This window comes from Moorena sp. SIO2C4, assembly GCF_010672485.1.
GTDB classification, from domain to species: Bacteria; Cyanobacteriota; Cyanobacteriia; order Cyanobacteriales; family Coleofasciculaceae; genus Moorena; species Moorena producens.
Window position 1 is genome coordinate 1 of record NZ_JAAHGN010000233.1, and the last position, 8,375, is coordinate 8,375.

At 43.3% G+C, this 8,375-nt stretch carries 11 protein-coding genes; 3 read left to right on the plus strand and 8 right to left on the minus strand.

Going from position 1 to position 8,375, the window contains the following annotated elements; translation table 11 throughout:
- From F6K20_RS14350 to F6K20_RS14370, 6 genes are all read right to left on the minus strand, one after another.
- On the minus strand, window positions 1-1,607 hold a 1,607-nt coding region (locus tag F6K20_RS14350; protein ID WP_287295067.1), incomplete at its 3' end, for a hypothetical protein.
- Between the two features lie 146 nt (window positions 1,608-1,753).
- Window positions 1,754-1,921 carry a DUF6760 family protein gene (locus F6K20_RS39950; RefSeq protein ID WP_353736756.1) on the minus strand — a complete coding sequence of 56 codons (168 nt, stop codon included), beginning with the start codon at window positions 1,919-1,921 and terminating at the stop codon, window positions 1,754-1,756.
- Window positions 1,906-2,271, minus strand: a complete 366-nt coding sequence (locus F6K20_RS14355) for a hypothetical protein (protein WP_008178157.1) — start codon at window positions 2,269-2,271, stop codon at window positions 1,906-1,908. Before F6K20_RS14355 ends, F6K20_RS39950 begins: the two co-directional genes overlap by 16 nt.
- A gap of 53 nt (window positions 2,272-2,324) precedes the next feature.
- Window positions 2,325-2,759 carry a phage tail protein gene (locus tag F6K20_RS14360; protein ID WP_008178159.1) on the minus strand — a complete coding sequence of 145 codons (435 nt, stop codon included), beginning with the start codon at window positions 2,757-2,759 and terminating at the stop codon, window positions 2,325-2,327.
- 58 nt (window positions 2,760-2,817) lie between these two features.
- Window positions 2,818-4,077: a phage tail sheath family protein gene (locus tag F6K20_RS14365; protein ID WP_008178161.1), complete on the minus strand. Its 1,260-nt coding sequence runs from the start codon at window positions 4,075-4,077 to the stop codon at window positions 2,818-2,820.
- 138 nt (window positions 4,078-4,215) lie between these two features.
- Window positions 4,216-5,082 carry a Pvc16 family protein gene (locus F6K20_RS14370; RefSeq protein ID WP_008178163.1) on the minus strand — a complete coding sequence of 289 codons (867 nt, stop codon included), beginning with the start codon at window positions 5,080-5,082 and terminating at the stop codon, window positions 4,216-4,218.
- A 244-nt stretch (window positions 5,083-5,326) separates the two neighbouring features.
- Between F6K20_RS14370 and F6K20_RS14375 the strand changes: the two genes are divergently transcribed.
- Together F6K20_RS14375 and F6K20_RS14380 are read left to right on the plus strand one after the other, a co-directional pair.
- On the plus strand, window positions 5,327-6,322 hold the full coding sequence (locus F6K20_RS14375) for a hypothetical protein (RefSeq protein WP_008178165.1): 996 nt from the start codon (window positions 5,327-5,329) through the stop codon (window positions 6,320-6,322).
- A gap of 235 nt (window positions 6,323-6,557) precedes the next feature.
- Window positions 6,558-6,695 carry a hypothetical protein gene (locus F6K20_RS14380; RefSeq protein ID WP_287267023.1) on the plus strand — a complete coding sequence of 46 codons (138 nt, stop codon included), beginning with the start codon at window positions 6,558-6,560 and terminating at the stop codon, window positions 6,693-6,695.
- A 53-nt stretch (window positions 6,696-6,748) separates the two neighbouring features.
- Here the strand turns inward: F6K20_RS14380 and F6K20_RS14385 are convergent, their stop codons facing one another.
- Entirely contained in the window at window positions 6,749-6,952 is a 204-nt protein-coding gene (locus F6K20_RS14385; protein WP_287295069.1) for a hypothetical protein, read from the minus strand.
- Between the two features lie 33 nt (window positions 6,953-6,985).
- On the opposite strand from F6K20_RS14385, the gene F6K20_RS14390 reads away from it, so the two are divergent.
- Window positions 6,986-7,480 carry a response regulator transcription factor gene (locus F6K20_RS14390; protein WP_287295071.1) on the plus strand — a complete coding sequence of 165 codons (495 nt, stop codon included), beginning with the start codon at window positions 6,986-6,988 and terminating at the stop codon, window positions 7,478-7,480.
- Between the two features lie 161 nt (window positions 7,481-7,641).
- Here the strand turns inward: F6K20_RS14390 and F6K20_RS14395 are convergent, their stop codons facing one another.
- Entirely contained in the window at window positions 7,642-7,842 is a 201-nt protein-coding gene (locus tag F6K20_RS14395) for a hypothetical protein (protein ID WP_287295073.1), read from the minus strand.
- Between the last annotated feature and the right edge of the window lie 533 nt (window positions 7,843-8,375).

The following is an 8,375-nucleotide window of genomic DNA, read 5'->3' on the forward strand; positions in this document are numbered from 1 at the left end:
TCTAAAGAGATATCATGATTGGGGTTAGAATCCGAGAGCTTGGTTTGTACCAAACTACTGTCTGATTCCTCTTCCTCCTGGGACCGCCAAACTAAATCCTGTGCCGAGTTATTGCTTACTGTATCCTTAGTCAGATTAGTATTTATAGTTGGGGTTGTAGTTGTTGTCGGTAAATGCTGACTTGGTTTGACAACAACCGATTTGGTTTGAACTAAAGAGATTTCATGATTTTGGTTAGAATCCGAGAGCTTGGTTTGTACCAAACTACTGTCTGATTCCTCTTCTTCCTCGGAGCGCCAGATTAAATCTGTTGCTGAGCTAGTTTTTACTTTATTCGTAGTTAAATTGATGTTGGAATTTGGGGTTGTATTTGTTGTTGGTAAATGCTGACTTTGTTTGAGGAAAACCGATTTGGTTTGAACCAAAGATATATCCTGATTGGGCTTAGAATTTGATAGCTTAGTTTGTAGCAAACTACTGTCTGATTCCTCTTGCTCCTGGGAGCGCCAAACTAAATCCTGTGCCGAGTTATTGCTTACTGTATTCTTGGTGAGATTAGTAGTTTTAGTTGGGAGTGTAGTTGTTGTTAGTGAGGGCTGACTTGGTTTGGCAACAACCGATTTAGTTTGAACTAAAGAGATATCCTGATTGGGCTTAGAATCCGAGAGCTTAGTTTGTAGCAAACTACTGTCTGATTCTTCTTCCTCCTGGGAGCGCCAAACCAAATCCGGTGTCGAGCTAGTTTTTCCTGTCGGTAAAGGCTGACTTGCCTTAGCTACAAGCAATTTAGTTTGTACAACAGAAGCTGGAGTGACTGGAGAGGGGGAATGGGAAGCACCATCTGTTTTCGGTGGGACAACCTGAGACTGAATACTTTCTGGAGGTGTAAACTCATGCTGGAGTGCAGATAAGGTTGCCTGACGATTAATCTTGACTTGCCTTGGTAAAGATTTTGGAGGTTGAGGACTAGGGCGTGTCTTCAAACTCGGAGATCCCCCTAAATCCCCCTTAAAAAAGGGGGACTTTGAGTATGGCTCCCCCCTTATTAAGGGGGGCTGGGGGGGATCTAAATCTTGCGGAAAACTTTTAAAACACGCACTAGACCTGGATACAGTAGAAGATTTAATTTGGCTGATAATCGGGACTTTGGGACTAGTTGATGGGACAGATCCAGATGGTGGTTGGGATCTCCCCTGATGCCCTAGGTTGTCGGGAAACTGGCGAGAATTAGTCCTAGTTGCCATTGACCTTTGCACCCCTTCTCCCCTCCCTGAAGGGGCAACATTAGAAGGGGCAACATTAATCGGCTCCAGATAGGTATTACTGACATCAGCCGATTCTACTCTAGGGCGACTAAAACGCTCCAGATTTAACTTGGGTTGTAAACCACTCGCACCATAACGGGAGTTAATTTGTTCTGGTAGGGTTAATCGTTGGGTCAGCCTAGCCGTAGTTGCTTGGGTAGATTGGTAATGGCGGTGCAGTTGGCGGGTATTAATTACGCCACCAGACTTTTCTTGTCGCCGTTGCAGACGACTTAGTAAAGGGGAATTTTCTGGACTTCCCGATTCCTGGAAATTATTGGCTGGTGAAGCTGAATTATCCATCTTATTTAGACTTATTTAGAAAGGGAAAAAATCCCCAATTACCCACTACTGAACTAAGTACCTGGACATAAATAAACGAAACTGTGTTAACTTTTGTAAAGCTACTCAAAGTATCTCTGTTCCCTGTTCCCTGTTCCCTGTTCCCTTTACGAACTATTCAAACGCTGATTGATTTTGGCGACTTCAGTAACCCATTTTCGGCGTTCCCGGTGTTCCATGGTCATGATTGATTCATAATGCCAGTGGAAGTGATAGGCCAGATAGGCTACCTCCTCATGGATTTGGGTAAGGGGGTAGCCTAGGATTCCCCCGATAAATCGAGTTCGACAGCAAAATTTTGCTCACAGTGGGGGCAGCTAATTTGAAGCGATCGCATTCCATTGCCATTGATCCGATTGTACAGATCCTGCAAATACGCTAAATCAGAGGCAAATAAACTTTCGATAATCTTAGGATTAACTACCTCCACCGAACCAAGACGAGTGACAACACGGGAGAGCAACAGGACAATCAGATAGGCTGGGTTGTTTTGCACACGAGGATCTTTGAGGGGCAGAATTTCATCCGCCGCTGTCGCCATCCGCATGACTCCTTCCTGATGCAAATTCCCTTCTTTATCTATATACCCTGCTGGTAAGATAAATTCGTATTCCGTCTGTAGCATTTTGGTTCTTGGTTATGGCTGATTGCTAACTGATGACTGTTAACTGATTACTGTTAACTGACATTAACTCTCTGCAAACGTTCACAGGTGATTGTTAGGGAATCAATCCCAACATCGCTACCCTTAGCATCTAAGCTGGGTGCTTCATACTTACTCGCCCAAGCATTAAAGAAATCCCAGCGCACTTTTTCTTCCCCATCATCATTGAGCAGGATAATCGAGCCATTTTTGCGCTCAATTGTCCCATTCACTGCTTGTAAATGCCAATCGTAAAGTTCCTTGGAGTCAGTAATACCATACTTGAGGGCAATATCAGGGTAACTAGCTTTGCCCCGCAACTTACGTACTGTGGCATCATCTCCCCCTTCACGGTATTCGACAACTTCTACTTCTGAACCAAAACCACTACACTCAGAAAATCCTGCTTGAACAATTCCATCCAGTTCTACCAGAAAGCGATAGTTTTTATACGGATCTACTCTGGGCATAACTCACATCTCCTTGTTGTTTAGTAATAGGTAAGGTAATGGGTAATTCAAGAAATATCTATTCTCCAGCCATCTGTTGAATGCGGAAGATGACAAACTCCGCTGGTTTAACAATAGCGACACCAATTAGAGCAACAACTTGTCCTGCTTCCCGTACTTCTTTGGGATTGGTTTCCGCGTCACACTTAACAAAGAAAGCTTGCTCCGGAGTTGCTCCAAACAAGGCTCCATCCCGCCACTGATTCAACAGAAAGTCACCGACTGTACGCTTAATACGCTGCCAAAGTGCGAGGTTATTAGGCTCAAACACCGCAAATTGAGTACCCTCATCAATGGACTCTCGCAGGAAATTAAAATAACGACGGGTGCTAATGTACTTATATTCTCCGTTGTCATCCCCTCCCAGGGTGCGCGCTCCCCAAACTTTGATATTGCCTTTAAAAGAGCGAATGATATTAATTCCTAGAGGATTTAAACCGTCTTGCTCTGCTTTAGTGAGGTTGTATTCCAAATCTAGAGCGCCTCGAATCACTTCATTAGCTGGCGCTTTAAACACACCCCTTTCTCCATCGACTCGTGCGTAAACCCCAGCCATGTGTCCACTGGGAGGCAGGATTATACTGCCAGTGCTTGATGGGTCTAGAATTTGTTGGGCAGGGTCAAAAACTGTAATCCAGGGGAAGTAAAGAGCCGCGTAGTTACTATCTCTGGTACTACCTTTAATGCTGTCTCGGTCAAAAGTGGTAGGATTTTGTTGCCCATCAAGAATGGCAAACCTGTCTTGGAGGTTTTCACAGTGGTCTATGACAGCTTGTTGTTCTGCTTGGCTGGTAATGCCAGGAATAGCCACCATGGTGATTTCGTCAATAGCAGCAAAACTATTGAGAGCAGCAGCTAACTCGGTATTAGCACTAATCCGGATCACATAGCACCTGGTGCCACCGTTATTGAAGAAACCGTAAACTGCTTGAGCAAAACGACTCCAGGCGTTGAGTTGATTGGCATCAAAACTAGCTTCATCTACCTCTGTGAGATCCTCAAGAGTCTTGTCCCCAAGTAAGTCAGCAAAGGTAGTGACGAACTGACTCCAATTAGTTACCAAATTAGGGGTTCCGGCTTCCGGAAGAGTTTTTTCTTCCACTTTGAGGGTAACAGTAGTCGTGTCATCACTAGTAGTTTCGACACGCTCGGCAGGGAGTTGGATACTTTGGGGTACGATACCGATAAATCCGGCTACACTGGTAGCGACTCCAGCAATAGGTCGAGATGAGGGTGGAACTTCTTCAACATATACGCCTGGCGAAAGATACTGTGGCATAATCTTTAACTCCTTGATTAAACAGAATTTACTGTTGTATAGGAAAGGGAATAGGGAACAGGGAGTAGGGAGTAGGGAGTAGGGAGTAGGGAGTAGGGAATATGGCATCAAAAATTCTCACAATTCCTACACCGATCCCTATAGTTGTACGTTGTAATTACTTGCTGCGGATTCTACTGGGATAGTGATATTAACCTCCTGTACTAGATCTTCTAACTGCACCCGTAAGGTATAAGCACCAGCAGGAATTGCCCCGATGGTGTAGTTTCCATCTCTATCAGTGGCTGCGCTCAGATTACGCTCAACCAAAATAACCGTTGCGCCTACAACAGGTTTATTGTCAGCATCCGTAACTCGCCCACCAATCCGGAAAAATCGTTGTGCGGTGCTTGGCACAAGTTGTGGTGAGGATGGTGAAATCCGCTGACCTAATTGCCAATCTTGAGTAATGACAATGGGGGTTGGGTCTGGCTCAAATAGTTCCTTGATCGCAATGGTTACTTTAACTGTGATGGAAGGACGTAATTGATTCCCCAATGCAGTCCAAAACTCAGCAGTGCTTTGTACGCCATCTACTTGAGCAGTTACCATTGGTAAGGCTGGTTCTTGCCCAGCAAGTCGGGTATTTTCTAAAAAAGGTATTTCTGGAATAGTTGGATAAGCTGAGAATACTTGCAGCACTTGGCTGAGTAATCGGTGTTCTTGCAGGGGTAATTCTTCGCCACCAATGGGCCAAGCTGTGACTAAATAAGAACAGGCTATGCGCTTTGGAGGATTATGAATAATTGCCTTTCCATCGCGCCTCTCGATCGTTGGTTCATTATTACGTAATTCCAGGTGTTCCCGAATATCGTACAGAAATAAATTCACCGTCGTCTGTCCAGGACTAAACGTTTCTGAGGGACGCTCAAAGGAAATTTGAGCCTCCGCTAATTCTGGAAACCTCGACGATAGGCTGGTCTGTTCCAAAATTCTTCTCAACACTTGACTCAGATCGCTAATCATCCTAACTGACCGGGTTGGATTTACTGAGCAGCCACGTACCAGACTCTGAAAGCCTAGGGCGTGTTTGTCAACGTAATTATTATTAATTTTTCAGAGATTCTGTACAAGTCACGTTTTCTAGCTAGTCAAGTTTGACTAACTCATTTGAACTAATCGATTTGGACTAGCAAAATTTTGTGACTTGTTTGTGAAATCCAAAATTGATAAATTAACGCTATTCCTCTGCAGATAGGGAGATGGCTAGATGGGTAGATGGGCAAATAGAGAGATGGAGAGATGGGGAAATGAGGAGATAAAATTGATGGCTAGCCGTAATTTACATAATTGGGATAAAAACTGCTATTTTAATGGGAGTGACGTCTTGAAAATGCTGATAACTCCCCTTTTCAGCCAACTTGATTCCAAGCAATGGATCTGTGTACTGGATCCAGCCTTGGCGCTCTCCTATTATGGAGTCCACATAGCTCAGCAGCTAGGAGAAATAATCGAAATCTGGATAGCAAGAGAGCTTTGGCATATTCTTAACAATACTAAGTTTTATTTAGAACAACCAGAACTACTTATTCCCAAAAGCACTCTCAATAAAAAGGCATCTGAACAGGAGAGAGCAACCTTAGAGAGTGTGATTTGGTCACTTCAAGAGTGGAAACGATTACAAACTGAGCATGATTTGCTAGGACTCAATCTATTCTGGCTGGGAGATAGTCTCAGGGAGTCTTTACTGCCAAAAGGTACAACTATCAAGCTCTTGGCACGATGGGAATATTTAGCACGCTTATTAGATCGACGCATTAATCAGTCACAGGGGACCAATGATACTTTAATGGCGTCATTCCGGGATACTGTAGCCCTAAGTGCGAGTTTGGGTTCTGCTTTTATACTGAGCTATCAGAAACCTACAGATTTTAGTGATAATCGTCCTCCAGATATCTGCAAAGCTTTGGACAAATTGGGAATCTCTTGCGAACTGGTCAGTCCGCAGGATCGAATTGTGGCTTTGGAATCGGAGTACTTACGCCAGTTGATGATTTACACCGGACTGGCAAAACTTTTATGGGAAGGGCTTCATCTGTGTGTTATACATCTTGTGACACCAGCAGTTCCAGTATCTGACAGAATGTCTAAGCCCTCTTGGAGCGATAACTCTGCCTGTGATCCTGAAGACTTGGGGAATTGCCCAGAGTTGAAGGAGGATCTATGGATAAATACTAAAGCGTTCTGGTATAGTCTTTCTATTTGAGATGTAAACATAGAACGACACGCTTTCGGTAACATAAAACTACGGATAGGGTAACAGGAGTAAGGAATACAGCGTTTTTTTGATAATCAAAAATTACAATCTAGTTTTACAACTCATTTGTAAAGCCTAGAGAAACTATAAGTTTTTTAACAATTTAATTCCTTTTTGATTGATATTTAACAGAATAGAAGGGGGGGGGAAGACCATCCATGGATCTGATCTTCCTAAATCATTTGTGAATACTTATAGCAATCGGTGTAATGGTGTTGACAAATTCAAGCAACGAAGCTATGCAGCGAAGTCTTGGGGAGCTAAATCATTCCCTGGTCCGATGTTACCTATTCCCTACGCACAGCGCTATAGTTTTGCGTAAGCATTCAGCAGTCAGCAGTCAGCAGTCAGCCGTCAGCAGTCAGCAGTCAGCAGTCAGCCATCAGCAGTCAGCCGTAGCCCATAAACTGATAGCTGATAGCTGATAGCTGAAAACTGATAGCTGATAGCTGAAAACTGATAGCTGATAGCTGAAAACTGATAGCTGATAGCTGAAAACTGATAGCTGATAGCTGAAAACTGATAGCTGATAGCTGAATGCTTACTTTTATCCTTCCCCAGGTTCCGCTCATCAATCAAACAGGATGTCTATAGGTACTTGACATTTTTCTTATGAAAGAGAAACTTAATTTTCCTCTTTATCGTCAAGATATAGCTACTAAAGATATACAATCAGAGTTAGGAAATCAAGTGATTGGTAAGCTGTTTATCAATAATTCTTGTTTTTTAGTTTGTGAAACAAACCACGAATTTAAACCTAGTTTAGGGTCTAGCTCTAATTCACCCCCTCAAAGCAGTTGTCCTTTGAATGCAGTTGGTTATATGGAGGTAAATGGTAAATGTTATGCAATTACAGAATTCCAAGACAATACTACTTCCGTTACATCTCATCTTGCTAGTCTCTTAACAGAACGAGAGTTACAAATTGTTACTCTTGTTGCTTCAGGTCAGTCTAATAAGCTAATTGCTAAACAGCTTGAAATTAGTGAATGGACAGTTTCTGCTCATCTACGTCGGATCTTCCTGAAGCTGGATGTAGATAGTCGAGCCGCTATGGTTTATCAATGTGCTCCTTTGATTCAGCAATTAGAAATGAAGTCGCTATAGGCTGAGTAACTGCTATCAGCGGTCAGCGGTCAGCTTTCAGCTGTCAGCGGTCAGCTATCAGTGGTTAGCCGTCAGCTATTAGCTGATAGCTGAATGCTTATCCATTATTAGCCGTCAGCCGTCAGCCGTCAGCCGTCAGCTATTAGCTGATAGCTGAATGCTTATCCATAATCTTGTATGGCACTGGATGCGATCGCATCATCTTGTCGAGCACTCGATGCGATCGCATTATCTTGTCGGGCACTCGATGCGATCGCATTATCTTGTCGGGCACTCGATGCGATCGCATTATCTTGTCGGGCACTCGATGCGATCGCATTATCTTGTCGGGCACTCGATGCGATCGCGTAATAGTCCAGCACTGGATGCGATGCTCTGAGCCGCTACGCGAACGCATAATCTTGTATGGCATGGGATGCGATGCTCTGAGCCGCTACGCGAACGCATAATATTTCCGGGCACTGGATGCGATGCTCTGAGCCGCTACGCGAACGCATTTTATTCTAATGATGTAGACAGGCTTTTTAGTATTTTAACTCTGACCTACTCTAGGCTCCCTAATTTTAGCTAATCAGCTCCCTTTTTATATCAGTAAATTAAAAAATAATGTCAAAGTAAATTAAACATAAATGAGTCTATAAATGGCTATTTAGGCTATTTGTAAATAAATGTAAATAATTTTTATTACCCCTTGCATTTTTTCGAGGATTTATCTATACTATAGAAGGTACACACTGAAACTAATAACCGCGCTGGTGAAGGTTAACGGCTATTACCAGCGCGGCTTTTCTCCCAACCAAGTAGGAGTTACTTCCATAATGGCAGAAAAATCACGATCATTAATCCCAACGTTTCAGCAACCTACCGGAGCTAATGATGCTGGTTTGGTTAAGAG